21 protein-coding genes are annotated in these 17,154 nt (G+C 69.7%); 9 read left to right on the top strand and 12 right to left on the bottom strand.

Features of this window, described 5'->3' with window-relative positions:
- Positions 1 to 26: 26 nt before the first annotated feature.
- Positions 27 to 1,304 (top strand): putative DNA modification/repair radical SAM protein, encoded by a 1,278-nt coding sequence (locus ASE28_RS14485; RefSeq protein ID WP_057267175.1) that lies wholly within the window; start codon positions 27 to 29, stop codon positions 1,302 to 1,304.
- An 11-nt stretch (positions 1,305 to 1,315) separates the two neighbouring features.
- A complete protein-coding gene (locus tag ASE28_RS14480; protein ID WP_057267173.1) occupies positions 1,316 to 2,185 on the top strand; it encodes a TIGR03915 family putative DNA repair protein in 870 nt (289 codons plus the stop codon).
- On the opposite strand, the gene ASE28_RS14475 is transcribed toward ASE28_RS14480, so the two are convergent.
- Entirely contained in the window at positions 2,154 to 3,125 is a 972-nt protein-coding gene (locus ASE28_RS14475; protein WP_057267172.1) for a pyridoxamine 5'-phosphate oxidase family protein, read from the bottom strand. The two genes, ASE28_RS14480 and ASE28_RS14475, sit on opposite strands and share 32 nt — an antisense overlap.
- Positions 3,122 to 3,766 carry a glutathione S-transferase family protein gene (locus ASE28_RS14470; RefSeq protein ID WP_057267170.1) on the bottom strand — a complete coding sequence of 215 codons (645 nt, stop codon included), beginning with the start codon at positions 3,764 to 3,766 and terminating at the stop codon, positions 3,122 to 3,124. Before ASE28_RS14470 ends, ASE28_RS14475 begins: the two co-directional genes overlap by 4 nt.
- Positions 3,767 to 3,876: 110 nt before the next feature.
- Between ASE28_RS14470 and ASE28_RS14465 the strand changes: the two genes are divergently transcribed.
- Positions 3,877 to 4,794 (top strand): LysR family transcriptional regulator, encoded by a 918-nt coding sequence (locus ASE28_RS14465; RefSeq protein ID WP_057267168.1) that lies wholly within the window; start codon positions 3,877 to 3,879, stop codon positions 4,792 to 4,794.
- Here ASE28_RS14465 and ftrA read toward each other — a convergent pair.
- Positions 4,778 to 5,752, bottom strand: a complete 975-nt coding sequence (gene ftrA / locus ASE28_RS14460; protein ID WP_057267166.1) for a transcriptional regulator FtrA — start codon at positions 5,750 to 5,752, stop codon at positions 4,778 to 4,780. The genes ASE28_RS14465 and ftrA overlap by 17 nt on opposite strands.
- 101 nt (positions 5,753 to 5,853) lie before the next feature.
- Between ftrA and ASE28_RS14455 the strand changes: the two genes are divergently transcribed.
- Entirely contained in the window at positions 5,854 to 6,270 is a 417-nt protein-coding gene (locus tag ASE28_RS14455; protein ID WP_057267164.1) for a rhodanese-like domain-containing protein, read from the top strand.
- 12 nt (positions 6,271 to 6,282) lie between these two features.
- Here ASE28_RS14455 and ASE28_RS14450 read toward each other — a convergent pair whose 3' ends face one another.
- From ASE28_RS14450 to ASE28_RS14425, 6 genes are all read right to left on the bottom strand, one after another.
- The gene (locus ASE28_RS14450) at positions 6,283 to 6,834 is read right to left on the bottom strand and encodes a 2OG-Fe(II) oxygenase (protein ID WP_164470715.1); all 552 of its coding nucleotides are present in this window, start codon (positions 6,832 to 6,834) and stop codon (positions 6,283 to 6,285) included.
- A gap of 8 nt (positions 6,835 to 6,842) precedes the next feature.
- Positions 6,843 to 7,313 carry a peptidylprolyl isomerase gene (locus ASE28_RS14445; protein WP_057267162.1) on the bottom strand — a complete coding sequence of 157 codons (471 nt, stop codon included), beginning with the start codon at positions 7,311 to 7,313 and terminating at the stop codon, positions 6,843 to 6,845.
- A 117-nt stretch (positions 7,314 to 7,430) separates the two neighbouring features.
- Entirely contained in the window at positions 7,431 to 8,477 is a 1,047-nt protein-coding gene (locus tag ASE28_RS14440) for a pirin family protein (RefSeq protein WP_057267158.1), read from the bottom strand.
- A 279-nt stretch (positions 8,478 to 8,756) separates the two neighbouring features.
- Positions 8,757 to 9,245 (bottom strand): DUF1579 domain-containing protein, encoded by a 489-nt coding sequence (locus tag ASE28_RS14435; protein WP_057200693.1) that lies wholly within the window; start codon positions 9,243 to 9,245, stop codon positions 8,757 to 8,759.
- Positions 9,246 to 9,268: 23 nt separating this feature from the next.
- Positions 9,269 to 9,616 (bottom strand): GFA family protein, encoded by a 348-nt coding sequence (locus tag ASE28_RS14430; protein WP_057267155.1) that lies wholly within the window; start codon positions 9,614 to 9,616, stop codon positions 9,269 to 9,271.
- 29 nt (positions 9,617 to 9,645) lie between these two features.
- Positions 9,646 to 10,080, bottom strand: a complete 435-nt coding sequence (locus tag ASE28_RS14425; protein ID WP_057200691.1) for a VOC family protein — start codon at positions 10,078 to 10,080, stop codon at positions 9,646 to 9,648.
- 106 nt (positions 10,081 to 10,186) lie between these two features.
- Here ASE28_RS14425 and ASE28_RS14420 point away from each other — a divergent pair, with 106 nt between their 5' ends.
- On the top strand, positions 10,187 to 10,852 hold the full coding sequence (locus ASE28_RS14420; protein ID WP_057267153.1) for a TetR/AcrR family transcriptional regulator: 666 nt from the start codon (positions 10,187 to 10,189) through the stop codon (positions 10,850 to 10,852).
- 6 nt (positions 10,853 to 10,858) lie between these two features.
- On the opposite strand, the gene ASE28_RS14415 is transcribed toward ASE28_RS14420, so the two are convergent.
- Complete coding sequence (locus tag ASE28_RS14415; protein WP_057267151.1) at positions 10,859 to 11,845, bottom strand: YafY family protein; 987 nt, start codon at positions 11,843 to 11,845, stop codon at positions 10,859 to 10,861.
- Positions 11,846 to 11,966: 121 nt separating this feature from the next.
- On the opposite strand from ASE28_RS14415, the gene ASE28_RS14410 reads away from it, so the two are divergent.
- Entirely contained in the window at positions 11,967 to 12,701 is a 735-nt protein-coding gene (locus ASE28_RS14410) for an NIPSNAP family protein (RefSeq protein WP_057267149.1), read from the top strand.
- 25 nt (positions 12,702 to 12,726) lie between these two features.
- A complete protein-coding gene (locus ASE28_RS14405) occupies positions 12,727 to 13,242 on the top strand; it encodes a hypothetical protein (RefSeq protein WP_057267146.1) in 516 nt (171 codons plus the stop codon).
- Here the strand turns inward: ASE28_RS14405 and ASE28_RS14400 are convergent, their stop codons facing one another.
- Entirely contained in the window at positions 13,243 to 14,139 is an 897-nt protein-coding gene (locus ASE28_RS14400; protein ID WP_057267144.1) for a LysR family transcriptional regulator, read from the bottom strand.
- A gap of 114 nt (positions 14,140 to 14,253) precedes the next feature.
- On the opposite strand from ASE28_RS14400, the gene ASE28_RS14395 reads away from it, so the two are divergent.
- Positions 14,254 to 15,012, top strand: coding sequence for an SDR family oxidoreductase (locus ASE28_RS14395; RefSeq protein WP_057267142.1), 759 nt, complete (start codon positions 14,254 to 14,256; stop codon positions 15,010 to 15,012).
- Between the two features lie 111 nt (positions 15,013 to 15,123).
- On the opposite strand, the gene ASE28_RS14390 is transcribed toward ASE28_RS14395, so the two are convergent.
- Positions 15,124 to 15,993: an oxidoreductase gene (locus tag ASE28_RS14390; protein ID WP_057267141.1), complete on the bottom strand. Its 870-nt coding sequence runs from the start codon at positions 15,991 to 15,993 to the stop codon at positions 15,124 to 15,126.
- Between the two features lie 153 nt (positions 15,994 to 16,146).
- On the opposite strand from ASE28_RS14390, the gene ASE28_RS14385 reads away from it, so the two are divergent.
- Positions 16,147 to 17,121, top strand: a complete 975-nt coding sequence (locus tag ASE28_RS14385) for a LysR family transcriptional regulator (protein ID WP_057267138.1) — start codon at positions 16,147 to 16,149, stop codon at positions 17,119 to 17,121.
- Positions 17,122 to 17,154 lie beyond the last annotated feature (33 nt).

The raw sequence follows: 17,154 nt of genomic DNA, 5'->3' as shown, positions 1-17,154 counted from the left end.
CGCGCAATTCACTGTAAATTCATACAGTGAATTTACAATCCAAGCTGGCCATGCTGGCCGACGCCGCCAAGTACGACGCCTCCTGCGCTTCGAGCGGCGCCGCACCCCGCGATTCGCTGGGCGGGCGCGGCATGGGGTCCACCGAGGGCATGGGCATCTGCCACAGCTATGCGCCCGACGGGCGCTGCATCTCGCTGCTCAAGATCTTGCTGACCAACTTCTGCCAGTACGACTGCCTGTACTGCGTGAACCGGGTCAGCAGCAATGTGGCCCGCGCCCGCTTCACGGTGCAGGAGGTGGTGGACCTCACGCTGGACTTCTACCGGCGCAACTGCATCGAGGGGCTGTTCCTTTCGAGCGGCATCATCCAGAGCCCCGACTACACCATGGAGCAGGTGGTGGAGGTGGCGCGCGTGCTGCGCGAGGAGCACGATTTTCGCGGCTACATCCACCTGAAGACCATCCCCGATGCCTCGCCCGAGCTCATGGAGCGCGCCGGCCGCCATGCCGACCGGTTGAGCATCAACGTGGAGCTGCCCACGCCCGAAGGGCTCACGGCCCTGGCGCCGCAAAAGGACGGCGCGGCCATTGCACGCTCGATGGCGCGCATGGCGGTGCACATCGAGGACGCGCGGCAGGCGCGCAAGGAGCAGGCTGCCGCCAAGGTAGTGTCCATGCCCGCTTCGGTGCGCGCCCGCCGGGCCCCGGCACCGCACTTCGCGCCGGGCGGCCAGAGCACGCAGATGATCGTCGGCGCCGACGCCACCGACGACCGCACCATCCTGGCCACCAGCGCCGGGCTGTACGGCGTGCACCGGCTGCGGCGCGTGTACTACTCGGCCTTTAGCCCCATCCCCGATGCGGCGCGCGCGCTGCCGCTGATTGCACCGCCCACCGTGCGCGAGCACCGGCTCTACCAGGCCGACTGGCTGATGCGCTTTTACGGCTTCGCACACGGCGAGATCGTTCCCGCAGGCCAGGACGGCATGCTGGCACTGGACATGGACCCCAAGCTCGCCTGGGCGATTGCGCACCGCGAGCGCTTTCCTGTGAACCTGAACACCGCGCCGCGCGAGCTGATGCTGCGCGTGCCCGGCTTCGGCGTGCAGACGGTGGACCGCCTGCTGGCCGCGCGCCGCGTGCGCAGCCTGCGGCACGCCGACCTGGCGCGGCTGCACGTACCGCTCAAGAAGGTGCTGCCCTTCGTGGAAGCGGCCGACTACCGGCCCGGCCGCACGCTGGATGCGACCGATCTGGCCGCCCGCATGGCCCCGCCGCCGACGCAGCGCGGCCTTTTCGATTGAGACAAGCCACCATGGCACTGCACACCATCACCCTCGCACATGCCACCGACTGGCCGGGCTTTCGCCAGGCCGCACGCACGCTAGTGCAGGCCGGGGTGCCGCCACAGGAGGTGGAGTGGTTCACCGCGCAAGGCGCTGCACAGGACCTGTTCGCCGCGCCCGCACCATCGGGCCTGCCCCTGGATGCGCTGCCACGGCAGGCAGGAGGCCCGGCGCCGCGGGTGCCCGAGGATTTTCTGCGCCTGTGCGAACGCCTGGTGCTGCACCGCAACCCGGCGCGCTTTGCGCTCATGTACCGGCTGCTGTGGCGCATGTCCCACGAACGCGGGCTGCGCCACGACCCGCTCGATACCGACCGCATGCAGGCCCACCACATGGTGCGCGCCGTGGCGCGCGACATGCACAAGATGCACGCCTTCGTGCGCTTTCGCCCGGTGACCGACGGCGAGGGCCGCACCGTGCAGGTGGCCTGGTTCGAGCCCGACCATTTCATCACCGAAGCCAATGCCGGCTTCTTCGTGCGGCGCTTCACGCAGATGCACTGGGCCATCCTCACGCCCGATGCCAGCGTGCGCTGGGACGGCGCGCAATTGCACACTGGCCCCGGCGGCCAGCGCAGCGACGCACCACCGCCCGATGCGGGCGAGGCCCTGTGGCTCACCTACTACCGCCACATCTTCAACCCCGCTCGCCTGAAGACCGACATGATGCGCAAGGAGATGCCGCAGCGCTACTGGCACAACCTGCCCGAAGCCGCGCTGATCACCGAACTGACGCGCGGTGCCCACGAGCGCAGCGCGCGCATGGTGGAGGCCGAGGCCACCACGCCGCGCAAGGCCATCGCACCCCTTATCCCGTCACACGCGCACGCATCGCGCTGAACTGCGGCGCCAGCTCGGCCGCCGTCCAGCGCCAGGGCAAGGCGTTCGCGCGCCAGATGCCGCCCAGCACCTGCAGCCGCAGCACGCGCTGCGCGCCGGGCCAGCGTGCACGCGAGGCCTCGTCCCAGAGCAGCTCGGCGCGGGCGGCCACATGCAGCAGGCCACCGTCCTCGTAGTCCACCCACAGCAGCCCGGCCTGCGGGTGCAGCGCGAGGTTACCCAGAGTGTTGAAGAACAGGTTGCCGGGGTAGTCGGGCAGTGTCAACGCCAGTCCCTGCTCCGTGTGCTCGGCATGAACGAAACCCGGTTCGCCGCCGCGGTGCGACACGTCCACGCCTTCGTTGCGCCGTGTGCCCGGCTGTGCGGCCGAGGCACTGGCGATGAACATCGTGTCGCTGCGCGCAATCAGGCCCAGCGCGGCGGCATCGAGCCCCGCGCCCAGCACCTGGGCCGGTGCCGGGGGCGTCACCACCGCGCGCAGGCAGGGCGCTCGCGCCTGGATGTACTTGGGGCAGTTGCCAAAGCTCTGCGCCACGCCCACTTCCAGCCCGCGGGCACCGAATGCAGCCACCCGTCCGTTCATGCGGTTGCGCCGGCGGGTGTGCGGCTCCAGCCCGAGCACGCCCACCGGCGCACCAGGTACCAGCCGGGCCAGCACCGGGTCGGCGGCATCGGGCGCCACGGCCAGGTGCATGGACCCGGCATCGGGCGTGTGCACGAAACCGGGCGGCCCGGCCACCATGGTCGCCCAGGGCTGGCCATGATCATCGAGCGCGCCCAGCAGCAAGGTGGGCAGTTTCTCGAACAGTTCGCGGTGCTGGTCGGGCATCTGGTCGCGCAGCACCACGGGCCCGACGGCGGCCATGCGCTCGCGCACGCCCACACGCTCCTGCAGGGCCTGCTCGCCCACGTGAAAGGCGGCGGCGGGCGCGGCGCTCATGCCGGCACCGCAGCGTCAGGGGCTGGCAGGCGGTCGGCCAGGGGCACATAGCCCGGCAGAGCCTCGACCCGCGCGACCCAGGCGGCGATGCGTGGGTACGCCGCCAGCGAGAGCCCGCCGATCGGCGCCTGCGAGGTGTAGCTCACCATGGCGATGTCGGCCAGCGTGGGAGCGCCACCGCCCAGCAGCCAGTCGCGGCCTTCGAGCGCGGGCTCCATGAAGTCGAACAGCCGGCGGCCGATGGCCAGTGCCGCCTCGCTGGGTTCGCGGCCTGTGATGGCGGCAAAACGTGCGCTCGATGCCCCGGGCGCCAGCATGCCGGCCGCCAGGCTGAACCAGCGCTGCAGGGCGGCCTGGCCCACCGGGTCCTGCGGGATCCAGTGGCTGCCAGGTGCATAGCGCTGCACCAGGTAGACCAGGATGCCGTTGCTGTCGGACAGCACCAGATCGCCATCGACCAGCACCGGGATCTGGCCCAGCGGGTTGCGCGCCAGGTGGGCGGCCTGGCGGTGCTCGCCGGCGATCACGTCCACATGGACCAGCGCATGGGGCAGGCCGAGCATGGACAGCATGAGCTCGACCCGGTGGCTGTGGCCCGAGATGGGCATGCGGTAGAGCGTGAGGGGTGCGGAGGGTGCCATGGTGGAAGGTCCTTGTCAGAGGGGGAAACACAGAGGACTCCACGATATCCATTGCCAAACCTGCCGTGAATAGCCATAGTGCGGCAATCAAAATTGCGGATGTCGCAACAATGGACCATCTTGACACCCTGCGCTGCTTCGTCGCCGTGGCCGATGCGGGGGGCTTTGCCGCCGCCGCGCGGCGCCTGGGGGTGTCGGCCACGGCCGTCACGCGCGCCATTGCGGCGCTGGAAGCGCGCCTGTCGGTGCTGCTGTTTCAGCGCAGCACGCGCACCGTGCGGCTGACCGAGGCGGGCGAGCGCTTCTTGGCCGACTGCCGCCCCATCCTCACCGACCTGCAGGAGGCCGAGCAGGCCGCCAGCGGCGGGCAGGCCGAGCCCCGGGGCCTGCTGGCCATCACCGCGCCGCAGATGTTCGGCATGCGGCATGTGGCGCCCGTCGTGCAGGCCTTCCTGCACGCGCAGCCGCGCGTGCAGGTGCGCACGCTGTTCGTGAACCGGCTGGTGCACCTGCTTGAAGAGGGCATGGACGTGGCGATCCGCATCGCCCACCTGCCGGACTCGGGCCTCACCGCCGTGCAGGTGGGTGCGCTGCGCCGGCTGGTGGTGGCCTCGCCCGCCTACCTGGCGCAGCACGGCGAGCCGCGCCACCCCGATGAACTGGTAGCTCACCGCGCCATCGGCTTCTCGTTCGACAACAACAGCGTCTCGCCGTGGAAGTTCAAGGGGGGCGTGGTGGGCCAGCCGCATTTCAGCTGGATCAGCAACAGCAACGAGGTGGACATCGCCGCCGCCGAATCGGGCCTGGGCCTCACGCGCTGCCTCGCCTACCAGGCGGCGCAGGGCGTGCGCGCGGGCCGGCTGCGCGTGGTGCTGGCCGCACACGAGCCGCCGCCCGTGCCCGTGCACATCGTCTACCCGGCGGGGCGGCGCGCGCCGGCCAAGGTGCGGGCCTTCGTGGAATTCGCGCGCGAGCGGCTGTCAGCCGAGCCCGTGCTGCAGGGCCGAGGCCTCACCCGAAGGGCCTGAGAACAGGTTCTGAAAAGATCTGCCGATAGCGCGAGGGCGCCGGCAACCGGTGCAGGCGGAAATGCCGGCGCAGCGATTCGGGCGAGCCCAGGCCAGCCAGGTCGGCCACCGCGTCGATGGGCATGGTCGGGTGGGTTTCCAGCAGTTCCTTGGCGATGGCCACACGCTCGCGCACCAGCCAGTCCTGCGGCGACAGGCCCGTGCTGTCCTTGAAGCGGCGCTGCAGTGTGCGCCGGCTCATCTGCGCAAACGCCGCCATGGAATCCACCGTGTGCGCCTGGCGGGCGTTCTCGCGCAGCCAGTCGAGCAGGCGCGCGATGCTGCTCTCCTCGGCGGACGGCATGGGCCGCGGCACGAACTGCGCCTGCCCGCCATCGCGGTGCGGCGACATCACGAGCCGCTGCGCCACGGTGTTCGCCACGCGCGCGCCATGGTCGCGCCGCACCAGGTGCAGCAGCATGTCCAGGCCCGCGGCGGAACCCGCTGAAGTAATGGCCTGGCCTTCGTCCACATACAGCGCCGAGACATCCACCGTGATGTCGGGGAACTCGCTGGCCAAGCGCTCGGCATGGCGCCAGTGCGTGGTGGCGCGCCGGCCTGCGAGCAGCCCCGCATGCGCGAGCACGAACACGCCCGAGCAGATGGAGCAGATGCGCGCGCCGCGCCGCCAGGCACGCTGCAAAGCCCGCAGCAGCACCTCGGGCGGGCGCTCGGCCGCATCGCGCCAGCCGGGCACCACGATGGTGTCGGCGCGCGCCAGCATGGCCAGGCCATGCGGCGCCTGCACCTGCACACCGCCCATGGCGCGCAGCGGGCCGGGCTCCACCGCGCACACGGCGTAGCGGTACCAGTCCACCGCTTCCAGCTCGGGCCGCTCCAGCGCGAAGAGCTCGACCGCGCAGCCGAATTCGAAGGTACACAGGCGGTCGTAGGCCAGGATCGCGACAAGGTGGGGCATGGCGCAATGTTACCGAAGATTGTCATTGCGGCCACTGGCCGGAGTGGCCCCCCCTGGCGACACTGGAGGCATCTGAAACGCTATTCAAGGAGCCAGTTGCCATGACCTCTTCCCCCAGCGCCGTGGGCGCCATCCCCGCAGCCCACAGCACCGCAGCGCTGGCGCATTTCGAGGCCGCCTTCGCTTTCGAGACCGATTGCTGGGACGTGCACGACGCCATGGACCGCGGCGTGCAGGACTTCGTGCTGCTGGACGTGCGCAGCCACGCGCTGTACGAGGCCGGCCATGTGCTTGGCGCGGTGAGCCTGCCGCACGCCAAGATCATCGAAGCGAAGATGGCCGCCTATGCGCCCGGCACGCTGTTCGTCGTCTATTGCGCAGGCCCGCACTGCAATGGCGCGCACCGCAGCGCCGTGCGGCTGGCGCGGCTGGGCCGGCCGGTGAAGCTGATGATCGGCGGGGTGACGGGCTGGCTCGACGAAGGCTTCAGCCTGGAAAAGGGTGCGCAGGGCGGTTGAACGCCCGGCAGGTCAGCCCGGCGCGTAGAGCACGTCCGAGCGCAGCACGTACTTCGTGCCCTCGGTGACGGCCTGGCCTTCGTGCCAGGTGTCGTGGATGAAAAGCAGAGCCGCACCGGTGGCTGGCTGCACCACGAAATCCCTGAAATCGGTGTCCCCGCCCGCAAAGCCCGCATTGAGGTAGACCAGCAGCGTGAGCCGGCTGGTCATGCCCGCTTCGGTCCAGGGCCCGTCCTTGTGCATCTTGAAGCGCTGGCCCGGGGCATAGCGGTAAAAGCGCAGCTCCTTGGGCAGGCCTTGCGCCTCTTCTCCATCGAGCAGTGGCAAGGCCACGCCCTGCAACCGCTGCCACAGGAGGGCCACCCAGGCGGCGGACTCGACCAGCACCCGGTCGTTGTTGCGCACCAGGGGCATGGCCCTGGGACCACCGGCCGTGCGCACGCCGGCGGCCTCGAAGCCCTCGCGCTCGGCCAGCGCGATGAGCTCATCGCACTCGCCACCCGACAGGAAGCCGGGGATGGAAAAGGCCCGGTCTGAATGCGCAACCGCCTGCAGGCCAGCCATCGCAAGGCTCAATGGTGGTGGCCGTGGTCGCCGTGCACATGGCGGTGGGCGATCTCCTCGGCGCTGGCGGCGCGCACGCTCGCCACCTTGCACGAGAAGCGCAGCGCCTGGCCGGCCAGCGGGTGGTTGCCGTCCAGCAGCACTTCAGGGCCCTTGATCTTGACCACGTTGAACACGGCGGGCTGGCCATCGGTGCCAACACCCTGCAGTTGGCCGCCGACCTTCACGCCCGGGGGGAACTCTGATTTGGGGATGGTGCGCACCAGGCCTTCGTCGCGTGCGCCAAAGGCCTCTTCCACGGCCAGGTCCAGCGTGGTGCTGAAGCCGGCGGCCTGGCCTTCGAGGGCGGCCTCGACCTTGGGGAAGATGTTCTCGTAGCCGCCGTGCAGGTAGGACAGGTTGCCCGCGTCCAGGGGCTTGCCCTCGGGCGTGGTGACCTTGTAGGCGATGGTGACGGCGGTGTCTTTGGCGATGTTCATGGATGGCGCGCTTTCATGCAAGGAATAGCAGGGGGCGGCATGGCCGCTGCCCTGCGGATCGGAATGCAGGATTGTCCACGACCCGAACCACCCCTGCCCAAGCAGGGGTGGCGCCCCTCAAACGGCCGCAGGCACCTCGTCCTCGGCCTGGCCCGGGTAGCGCGCAAAACGCCGTGCCTCGGTACCGTGCACCGGGTCGCTGTCGGGCCAGGGCCAGCCGCCGAACTGGGTGCGGCGGTAGTCCTGCATGGCCTGCATGATCTCCTGCTGCGTGTTCATCACGAAGGGGCCGTACTGCGCCACGGGTTCGCCGATGGGGCGGCCCTGCAGCACCAGGCACTCGGCCACGGTGGCGCCGGTGTTGGTCAGCAGCCATTCCTGGCGGGCGTCTATCTCCAGCGCGGCATGGCCCTGCACCTCCTGCGGGCCCACGCGCAGGCCATCGCCCACGAAGAAGTAGAGCATGCGGCGCGTGCCCGCACCCAGCGCGGCCGGCATGGGCCACTGGGCACCGGGGTCCAGGCGCAGCGTCCAGATCGCCACGTCGGCGCCGGGCTGCGAGGCCCAGGACTCGGGTGGCGGCGCCAGCGGTTCCGGCGCAGCGGGCAGGGCGCCGGCCACCACGGTGGCGGTGGTCGTGCGGCCGGCCTCGTCGTGGTGCACCAGGCGCGGGATGCGCTCGTTCCAGAGCATGGTGAAGTGCGGCTCCACCATCTTGTGGCGTGCAGGCAGGTTCAGCCAGATCTGGAACAGCTCCAGCGGGTTCGGCTCGGTGGCGCTCAGCAGCGGGAACATCTCGGAATGCACGATGCCCTTGCCGGCTGTGACCCACTGCACATCGCCGCCGCCGAAGCGCGCGGCGGCACCCAGCGAGTCGGAATGGTCAATGAGCCCCTTGCGCACCAGCGTCACGGTCTCGAAGCCTCGGTGCGGGTGGCCGGGAAAGCCGGGCACGGTGTCGCCGTGGTACATGCTCCAGCCGTCCTTGCGGCTGAAGTCGCTGCCGATCTGGCGGTCGTCCACCGGCACGGCCGGGCCGAAGGCCGCGTTGCCGGCAGGGTAGGCGTCGTCGTGGTGCGCGCAGAACAGGAACGGGTCGAGCGTAGGCCACAGCGGGCCGAGCGGCTGGCTTTGCAGGATGGGCGTGGGGTGGTTGTTCGACATGGGGCCTCCTTCGGTGGTGCGCCGTCGTGATCGTGAGCGGCATGCCCGCAACAGATGGGGACATTGCAGCGCCACAGAAGTGCCAGCGGTGGAACGGTGCGGTGCATGCCGCAGGACAATCTGCGGGCTGACCGCGCGATTCTAGGGACAAGCGCACCGGCCCGCTGGCAGCGCCCTCACTTCACGCGAACACCGTTTGCGCGCCCTCGGCGGGCAACGCAGCGCCAGCCCGCCCAGAGCGGCGGCCACGCCCGCCGCCACGCCATGTCGGGTGCAGGCTCAGGGGGCCTTGCGGCGGTATGTCGCCTTCATGAATTCCTTCCAGCTGCCATCGGGCTGCTGGGTGGAGGAGGTCAATGTGCGCTCGTTGGGGCCCAGGAGGGTGATGGTGTCGCGGTATTTAGCGGTGCTGCCGTCGCCGGCGAAGCTCGGGCCTTCGGTCTCGAGCGGGAGCACCTTTTCGGTGGCATCGAGCGTGCCGCAATAGACCCACATATGGGCCATCATCGAGCCGACCCAGGTGCCGATGAAGACCGCCTTCTCGGGGTCGTAGCCCAGGGTGATGAGCATGCGCGCGTCGCCGCCGCCGGGCATGGTGCCCGTGCCTTCGCCCAGCACCCAAAGCTCCCCGAGCTGGCGCACATGCTCGGTGCCTGTGCTGGTCATGGGCGGCTCACCGGGCCCAGCGTCGCAGGTGGATTCGCAGGTCCAGTCGCCGAGCAACTGCTGCAGCCAGCGGTGCTGCGCCTGGGGTTCGGGATTCAGCATGGGGAGTCTCCTTGGGGGCTGGCTTACATGGCCAGGCCATCGTGGTGGTGCACGGGGATGGCGTCGAGGTCCACGCCGTCGAGCGTGCGCAGGTTCACGGCCGCCATCTTGTGGCCTGCGGGGTGCGTGCCTTCGCCATGGGTATGGATGCCGCAGGCCGGGCAGAAGCGGTGCTCTATGACGTGCTTGTGGAAGGTGTAGCTGGCCAGGTTCGCCTCGGGGGTGGTCAGCCGCAACTGGCCGTGCGGCACGAACCACAGCAGCGAGCCGCGCCGCCGGCACATGGTGCAGTTGCAAGCCAAAGCGCTGTCGATGGTGCCTTCCACTTCGAACGCCACCTTGCCGCAGTGGCAGCGTCCCCGGTACCGCACGGGTCCAGCTCCTGGTGCGGAGGCGTCCGTCATTGGGGCACCACCACCATCCACGACACGCCAAAGCGGTCGGCGACCATGCCAAAGGCGGGCGAGAAAAAGGTCTTGCCCAGCGGCATCTGCACCTGGCCGCCCGCAGCGAGCGCATCGAAGAGGCGTTTGGCCTCGGTCTCGGTTTCGGGGCTCAGCGACAGCGAGATGCCCTGGAAGCTGGGCTTTCCCGAACCCATGCCGTCCGACGCCATGACCTGGGTGTCGCCCACGTTGAACGAGGCGTGCATGACCATCTCGGGCTGGGGCCCTGCGCCGGGGCTGCCGTCGGCAGAACAGCCCGGGCCGGCGGCGGGCTCGGGGTTGTCCTTGTAGCGCATGAGCATGGTCACCTCGGCACCCAGGGCGGTGCGGTAGAACGTGAGGGCCTCTTCGCAGCGGCCTTCGAAGAACAGATACGGCTCGACTTTCATGGCGGATCTCCTTGGGTAGGTGGGTCAAAAGCGGACATCCATGCATTGTGGACACCGTTCACAAACAATACCAAAGATAATGAACAGTGTCCACATTGAAATCCCGATGTCCGTAACCACCCGCAACAGCGCCACACCAGGCAGCCCATCCTCGCCGCGCAGCACCTACCGCCATGGCGACCTGCGCCGCGCCCTGCTGGACGCCGGCATCGAACTGGCGCGCCAGGGAGGGCCCGACGCCGTGGTACTGCGCGAAGCCACGCGCCGCGCAGGTGTGGCGCCCAATGCCGCCTACCGCCATTTCGCCAACCGGCAGGACCTGCTGGCGGCGGTGCGCGCCGCCGCCGTGGCCGCCGTGGCCCAGGCCATGGAGGCCGAGATGGCCGACGTGCCCACGGGCGGCACGCCCACCGAACAGGCCCATGCCCGGGTGCGCGCCGTGGGGGCCGGCTACATGCGCTTTGCCCATGCGGAGACAGGGCTGTTCCGCACCGCGTTCGGCGGCCAGTTCAGCGTGGAGCAGAACCCCGACCCCGCCATGGGCGGCCTCACGGGCCTGAACCCCTTCGAGCACCTGTCGGCCGCCCTCGACGACCTGGTGACCGCAGGCGCCCTGCCACCCGAGCGCCGCCAGGGCGCCGAGTACCTCGCCTGGTCTACCGTGCACGGCATGGCCCTGCTGAGCATCGACGGGCCCTTGCGCGGCACGCCCGCCGACATGCTGCAGCTGCTGGGCCAGCGGCTGCTGGACATGGTGGAACGCGGTTTGTAGCGCGGCTCAGCGCAGGCCGTAAAGCCGCGCCGTGGCTTCGATGCGCTCCACCAGGGCGCGCCGCAGCGCGGCCGGCCGCAGCACCTCCACCTCGGGCGACTGGCGCATCAGCTGGCCGCAGGCGTGGGCCACCGATTCGATGGGAATCGTGAGCGCCACCCGCCCGTCCTTGCGGCGCGAGGGCAAGGCGGCGGCCACCGCGCGCGCAACGGCACTGCTCAGTGCGGCAAGGCCCTTGAGCCCCGCCGGCGTGGCCAACAGTTCGGCCTCGCCGGTGTACAGGCCCGATTCGAAGCGGCGGATGGACTCACCCCAATACCTGGGCAGGTCAAAGCGCGCCGGTCGCCGCACAGGCGTGGTGAGCGCCGCCGCCGCGCGGATGTTGGACACGCGGTAGGTGCGCGGCCCTGCGCCGTCGGAGGCCTTGTCCGCCGGCTGCGCTACCAGGTACCAGACACCCGCCTTGAGCACTAGGCCCAGCGGGCCCACGGCGCGCTCCACCGTGTCGGCCCAGCTCTCGTAGCGCAGGGCCAGTTGCTGGCCGCTCCAAACGGCGGCAGCGACGGTGGCCAGGTGGGGCGTGGGCTCGCTCTCGCGGTACCAGTCCACCGGGTCGAGGTGCAGGCGGTCGCTCACGCGCTGAGCGTCTTCGCGCCAGGGTGCAGGCAGCGCGGCCAGCAGCTTCAGGCGTGCGCCTTCCACGTCATCGCCCAGGCCCAGGTCGCCGGCCGGGCCAGGCAGGCCGCTCAGGAACACGGCCTGTGCCTCGGACGGAGTGAGCCCCGTCAGCGTGGTCTTCCAGCCCGGCAGCAGCGCAAAGCCGCCATGGCGCCCGCGCTCGGCAAAGATGGGAACGCCCGCCGCCGTGAGCTGGTCCACGTCGCGGTACAGCGTGCGCACCGAGACCTCCAGCGCATCGGCGAGCGCCTGCGCGCTCATGCGCCCCCGGGTTTCGAGCAGCATCTGGATGGACAACAGGCGGCTGGCACGCATGGAGAAAAAGGAACGGAAAAGCGACTGGTACCAGTATGCAGCGAATACCTGCCATGCCTTGGCAGGTATTGCGCCGCAGACTGCGGGCTTCTCTCTTTTTCTTGATCCAAGGAAGCCCCGCATGCCCACCACCCCCTCGATTGCCGACTGCGCCATCGTCGAACTGCGCCAGTACACCCTGCACCCCGGCCAGCGCGATGTGCTGATCGACCTGTTCGACCGCGAGTTCCTCGAAAGCCAGGAGCGCGAAGGCATGCGCGTGATCGGCCAGTTCCGCGACCTGGAGCGGCCGGACCTGTTCGCCTGGTTGCGCGGCTTTGCCGACATGGCGGCGCGCCAGCGGGCGCTCGAAGCGTTCTACAGCGGCCCGGTGTGGGCTGCGCATAGCAACGCAGCCAACGCCACCATGGTCGATTCGGACAACGTGCTGCTGCTGCGCCCCGCATGGCCGGGCGCCGCGGCGGACCTGCCTGCCGAACGTGCGCCCCCCGGTGCCAGCGGCCCGGCCCCGGGCCTGCTCGATGCCACGGTGTTCTACCTCAAGGAGCCTGCAACGCCCGCGCTGCTGGACCACTGCCGCGAGCGCATGGACCCCACGCTGCGCGCGGGTGGTGCGCGCCATACCGCCTGGTATGCCAGTGAAGCGAGCCCCAACACCTTTCCCCGCCTGCCGGTGCGCGAGGGCGAGCCCGTGCTGCTGGGCCTGGCGCTGTTCGACGATGCCGGCGCGCTGGACGCCTTTGCGCAGGGCGGAGCGTGGCAACGCGATGTGGCACCGGGCCTGGCGCCCTGGCTGGCGCGTGCGCCCGAAGCCCACCGGCTGCAGCCCACGGCGCGTTCGGCACTGCACGCATGACGCACACCCATCCCGGAGACACCACATGCCGATCACCCCACCCACTGGCGATGTCCACGATTTCGACTTTCTCATGGGCCCCTGGCGCATCCGCAACACCCGGCTCGTGCAGCGGCTTGCGGGCTGCACCGACTGGGAAACCTTCGAGGCCACGGGCACCGCGCGCCCCTTGTCGGGCGGCATCGGCAACTGCGATGACTTCATCCCCGAGGCCTGGAATGCCGGCTACGTGGGCATGGCCCTGCGCCTGTTCAACCCCGAGGCACGGCGCTGGAGCATCTACTGGCTCGATAACGTGACGGGAGGCCTGGACACGGCCACGGGCCTGCTACGACCACCTGTCAGCGGCGGCTTCGCGGGCACGGACCAGGGCGTGTTCTTTGGCCAGGAGCTGTTCGAGGGCCGGTCGGTCCTGGTGCGCTTCGAGTGGACGAAGAACCTCGCCACCGGCACTCCGCGCTGGCAGCAGGCCTTCTCCGACGACGAGGGCTGCACCTGGGAGACGAACTGGGTCATGGAGTTCTCGCGCCCACCGGCGTAATCAGCGCGCGTTCTGCATCACCTCGGCCAGCCAGTCCACGAACACGCGCACGCGCGGCGAGAGCTGGCGGCTGTGCGGGTAGAGCACGGTCACCGGCATGGGTGCGGGGCGGCAGCCGGCCAGCACCTCGACCAGGCTGCCATCGGCCAGCTGCGGCTCCAGGTGGTAGCGCGGCACCTGGATGATCCCCAGCCCGGCCGTGCAGCAGGCCACATAGGCAAACGCATCGGTCACGGACACCGCGCCCTTGAGCTGCACGCTGCGCGGCACGCCATCGACCACGAAGTCCAGCGGCATGGGCTTGCCCGTGCGCGACGGCAGGTAGTTCACCGCGCGGTGGCCGCGCAGTTCCTCTACGGTGCGCGGCACGCCATGGCGCGCCAGGTACGCGCGGCTCGCGCAGGTCACCTGGGCCAGTTGTGCAACCCGGCGGCCGACCATGCTGGAGTCGACCAGTTCGCCGCCGCGCATCACGCAGTCCACGCGCTCACGCACCAGGTCCACCAGGCGGTCGCCCATCCCCAGCTCCAGCTCCACGCCGGGGTAGCGCGCAAAGAACTCGCCGATGCGCGGCAGCACGAAATAGCGGGCCAGGGTACCCTGCAGGTCCACGCGCAGCTTGCCCTTGGGGTGCTGGCCGGCCGTTGCGAACGCCGCCTCGGTCTCATCAAGGTCGGCCAGCAGCTGCTGGCAGCGCGCGTAGTAGGCCTCGCCGTCCTGCGTGGGCGCGACATGGCGCGTGGTACGGTGCAGCAGGCGCGCGCCCAGGCGCTTTTCCAGCTGCTGCACGGCCAGCGTCACCGTGGCGCGGGGCAGTTGCAGGTCTTCGGCCGCCTGCGTGAAGCTGCCCAGCTCCACGATGCGGGTGAACAGGCGCATGGCGTCAAATCGGTCCATTGGCAGCAGGTCTAGATTGTTGGCGATTGTTGAACAGTTATGGCAATTCAAGGGGCTTTATCAACCCCTGCGCCAACAGAACAATACACCCATCACCACCGTTCAGGAGTTTTCATGGCCGCCAACGACACATCCACCCACCGCCCCGTCGCCATCGTCACCGGGTCTTCGCGCGGCATCGGCGCCGCCATTGCCCAGCGCCTGGGGCGCGACGGCTTCAACGTCGTGGTCAACTACGCGGGCAGCGCCGCCGAGGCCGAGGTGGTGGCCCAGTCGATCACCGCTGCGGGCAGCCAGGCCATCGCCGTGCAGGCCGACGTGGCCGATGCCGCCGCCGTGGCGCGCCTGTTCGATCAGGCCAGCGAAACCTTCGGACGCATCGACGTGCTGGTGAACAACGCGGGCGTCATGCCCTCGCACACGCCGCACCTGGCCGATACCGACGACACCACCTTCGACCGGCTGATCGCCATCAACCTCAAGGGCAGCTTCAACACCTTGCGCGAGGCCGCGCGCCGGCTGGAGCCGGGCGGGCGCATCGTCAACTTCTCCACCAGCGTGGTCGGCACCGCCATGCCGGGCTACGCGGTATACGCCGCCACCAAGAGCGCAGTGGAAACCATGACGCTGATCCTCGCCAAGGAGCTGCGCGGCAAGAACATCACCGTGAACGCCGTGGCCCCCGGCCCCACGGCCACCGCCCTGTTCCTCGACGGCAAGACGCCCGAGCTGGTGGAGCGCCTGGCGCAGATGAGCCCGCTGGGCCGCCTTGGAACGCCGGACGACATCGCGGGCACCGTGTCCTTTCTGGTCGGGCCCGATGGCGCGTGGATCAACGGACAAACCTTGCGCGCCAACGGCGGCATGGTGTGAAGCNGAGTCGGGAGGGGGACGCCCCCAGTGCGGCGGGGCGGCCCTTGCACGGGGGCACTGGCCTTGGCCGCGCCAGTTCCACACGCTGCAGACGGCAAGTAACGTATGGGTTCAGGCTGCGGCTTGCACCGGGAAGTCCGTGGAGGCTGCCAGGTCACGCCAAGCGGCGGTTTCCTTTTCCACAAAGGCGTGCTTGTCGGCAATGGTCTGCAGCGTGTCGGTGCCCAGGGGCAGGCGCAGCGGCGGCGTGGGGCTGGCCACCAGCTGCATCATGGCCTGGGCCAGGCGCACAGGGTCGCCGGGCTGGTTCAGGTTGATGCGGCGGGCCACCTCGCGGATCGCCCCGGCGCTCTTTGCATAGTCCTCCAGCACCAGCGGGGACACCGAGAGCGAGGCCGTGTCGAGGAACTCGGTGCGAAAGTAGCCCGGCTCCACCACCGTGGCATGGATGCCCAGTGGCGCCAGTTCGGCGTGCAGCGCCTCGGTGATGCCTTCCACCGCGAACTTGGTCGAGCAGTACACCCCGAAGCCTGCAGCGGACTGCACCCCGCCCAGCGACGAGATGTTGATCACATGGCCGGCGCGGCGCGAGCGCATGGAAGGCAGCACGGCGCGCGTCACGTTCAGCAGGCCGAACACATTGGTCTCGTACAGGCGGCGCACCTCGTCGGCGGTGGCCTCTTCCACCGCACCCAGAAGGCCGTAACCCGCGTTGTTGACCAGCACGTCGATGCGGCCGAAGCGCTCCAGCGCCGCGCCCACGGCGTGGCGGGCCTGCGCCTCGTCTGTCACGTCCAGGGCCAGGGGCAGCAGCGCATCGCTGGCGCCCAGGCGGCGCGCGATGGACTCGGCACTGCGTGAGGTGGCGACCACGGCATCGCCCTGGGCCAGCGCGACCTCGGCAATGCGGGCGCCGATGCCACGCGAGGCACCGGTGATGAGCCAGATACGGGGAAAGGAGGGCGAAGCGTGAGCGGTCATGGCAAAAGTCCTTGGAGAGAATGAATTTGGGGTTCTGGCAAACGCGGGGCGTTGCCATGGGGGAGAACTTTAGGCACACCATTGCCATCGCACTAGCCCATAATCACTCGCTTCATTCACAAGCAATTCTTGTCAATCAACGGGAGTTTCGCCATGGCCATAAACGAACTGCGCGCTATCGCCACCTTTGCCAAGGCGGCCGAGCTGGGCAGCCTGCGCCATGCGGCGTCGGCCCAGGGCATCACGCCGCAGGCGGCCAGCCTGGCGCTGGGGCAGCTCGAATCGCACCTGGGAGTGCGGCTGTTCCACCGCACCACCCGCAGCCTGAGCCTGACCGAGGAGGGGCGCCAGTTCCTGGACGCCGCCCAGCCCGGCCTGGCCACGCTGCAGCGGGCCGTGCACGGCGCCCGGCGCGGGCGCGAGGAGATCGCCGGGCCGCTGCGCATCACTGCGCCGCGCTCCATGATGCTGGAAGTGATCTGGCCCGTGGTCGACGAATTCAGTCGCCGCTACCCACTGGTGGAACCCGATGTGCAGCTCGAGGACCGCATCGGCAACTGGGTGGAGGACCGGGTGGACGTGGGTTTTCGCTCGGGCTACCCGCCCGAGGGCGGGGTGATTGCCCGGCGCCTGCTCTGGCTGCAGCTGGTGGTGTGCGCCACGCCGGACTACCTGGCGCGCCATGGAACGCCCACGCGCATCGAAGATCTGGCACAGCACCGCTGCAGCGGCTTTCGCCACCCGACCACGGGCAAGCCCATGCCCTGGGAGTTCCGCGTGGGCGAGGACATCGTGGCCCACGCCATCCCGCCCGCCTTCTGCGCCAACGACATCGAGCTGGAGGCGCGCGCCGTGCTGGGTGGCCATGCCATCGGCCAGTTGGTGGGTGTCACGGCCGCCCCGCTGGTGCGCAGCGGGCAACTGGTGCCGGTGCTCACCGACTTCGTCCCGCAGCACCTGGGCCTGTACGTGTACTACGGCAGTCGTGCGGCGCAGCCAGCGCGGGTGCGCGCCTTCATCGACCTGGCGGTGGAAATGCTGGCAGACAACCCGGTGTTCAGCCTGAGCGCGCAGGAACTGGCCGCAACAGCCCGGAAACCCCGGCGGCGACGACAACCCGCCACCTGAACCGGCCTTGCACACGGTTCTTTCGCTGCGGAA

Origin of the sequence: Acidovorax sp. Root219, from assembly GCF_001428665.1 — a bacterium.
Classification (GTDB): Bacteria; Pseudomonadota; Gammaproteobacteria; order Burkholderiales; family Burkholderiaceae_C; genus Acidovorax.
Note: the sequence above shows the minus strand (reverse complement) of the source record. Positions and strands in the feature narration are given on the sequence as shown.